The organism is Pseudomonas sp. EB271-G4-1 (assembly GCF_058791355.1).
In genome coordinates this window covers 1-1192 of the sequence record NZ_JBYTEO010000135.1, presented here as the reverse complement: position 1 = coordinate 1192, position 1192 = coordinate 1, and the positions used below count along the sequence as shown (strand labels likewise).

Sequence of the window (1192 nt, the reverse complement as noted above, 5' to 3'; positions counted from 1 at the left end):
AGGTGATACCCGTAGCTTCGGTGTATGGTTTGAGCCCCGTTACATCTTCCGCGCAGGCCGACTCGACTAGTGAGCTATTACGCTTTCTTTAAAGGGTGGCTGCTTCTAAGCCAACCTCCTAGCTGTCTAAGCCTTCCCACATCGTTTCCCACTTAACCATAACTTTGGGACCTTAGCTGACGGTCTGGGTTGTTTCCCTTTTCACGACGGACGTTAGCACCCGCCGTGTGTCTCCCATGCTCGGCACTTGTAGGTATTCGGAGTTTGCATCGGTTTGGTAAGTCGGGATGACCCCCTAGCCGAAACAGTGCTCTACCCCCTACAGTGATACATGAGGCGCTACCTAAATAGCTTTCGAGGAGAACCAGCTATCTCCGAGCTTGATTAGCCTTTCACTCCGATCCACAGGTCATCCGCTAACTTTTCAACGGTAGTCGGTTCGGTCCTCCAGTCAGTGTTACCTAACCTTCAACCTGCCCATGGATAGATCGCCCGGTTTCGGGTCTATTCCCAGCGACTAGACGCCCTATTAAGACTCGCTTTCGCTACGCCTCCCCTATTCGGTTAAGCTCGCCACTGAAAATAAGTCGCTGACCCATTATACAAAAGGTACGCAGTCACAGAACAAAGTCTGCTCCCACTGCTTGTACGCATACGGTTTCAGGATCTATTTCACTCCCCTCTCCGGGGTTCTTTTCGCCTTTCCCTCACGGTACTAGTTCACTATCGGTCAGTCAGTAGTATTTAGCCTTGGAGGATGGTCCCCCCATATTCAGACAAAGTTTCTCGTGCTCCGTCCTACTCGATTTCATGACTAAGAGATTTTCGCGTACAGGGCTATCACCCACTATGGCCGCACTTTCCAGAGCGTTCCGCTAATCTCAAAGCCACTTAAGGGCTAGTCCCCGTTCGCTCGCCACTACTAAGGGAATCTCGGTTGATTTCTTTTCCTCAGGGTACTTAGATGTTTCAGTTCCCCTGGTTCGCCTCTTGCACCTATGTATTCAGTACAAGATAACCATCTTATGATGGCTGGGTTCCCCCATTCAGACATCTCCGGATCAAAGTCTGTTTGCCGACTCCCCGAAGCTTTTCGCAGGCTACCACGTCTTTCATCGCCTCTGACTGCCAAGGCATCCACCGTATGCGCTTCTTCACTTGACCATATAACCCCAAGCAATCTGGTTATACT

At 50.7% G+C, this 1192-nt stretch carries 1 rRNA gene (cut by a window edge); it reads right to left on the bottom strand.

Features of this window, described 5'->3' with window-relative positions:
• Positions 1-1164: ribosomal RNA gene (locus AC3WWR_RS30775) — 23S ribosomal RNA — on the bottom strand; it reaches 1410 nt to the left of the window's first position.
• Positions 1165-1192 lie beyond the last annotated feature (28 nt).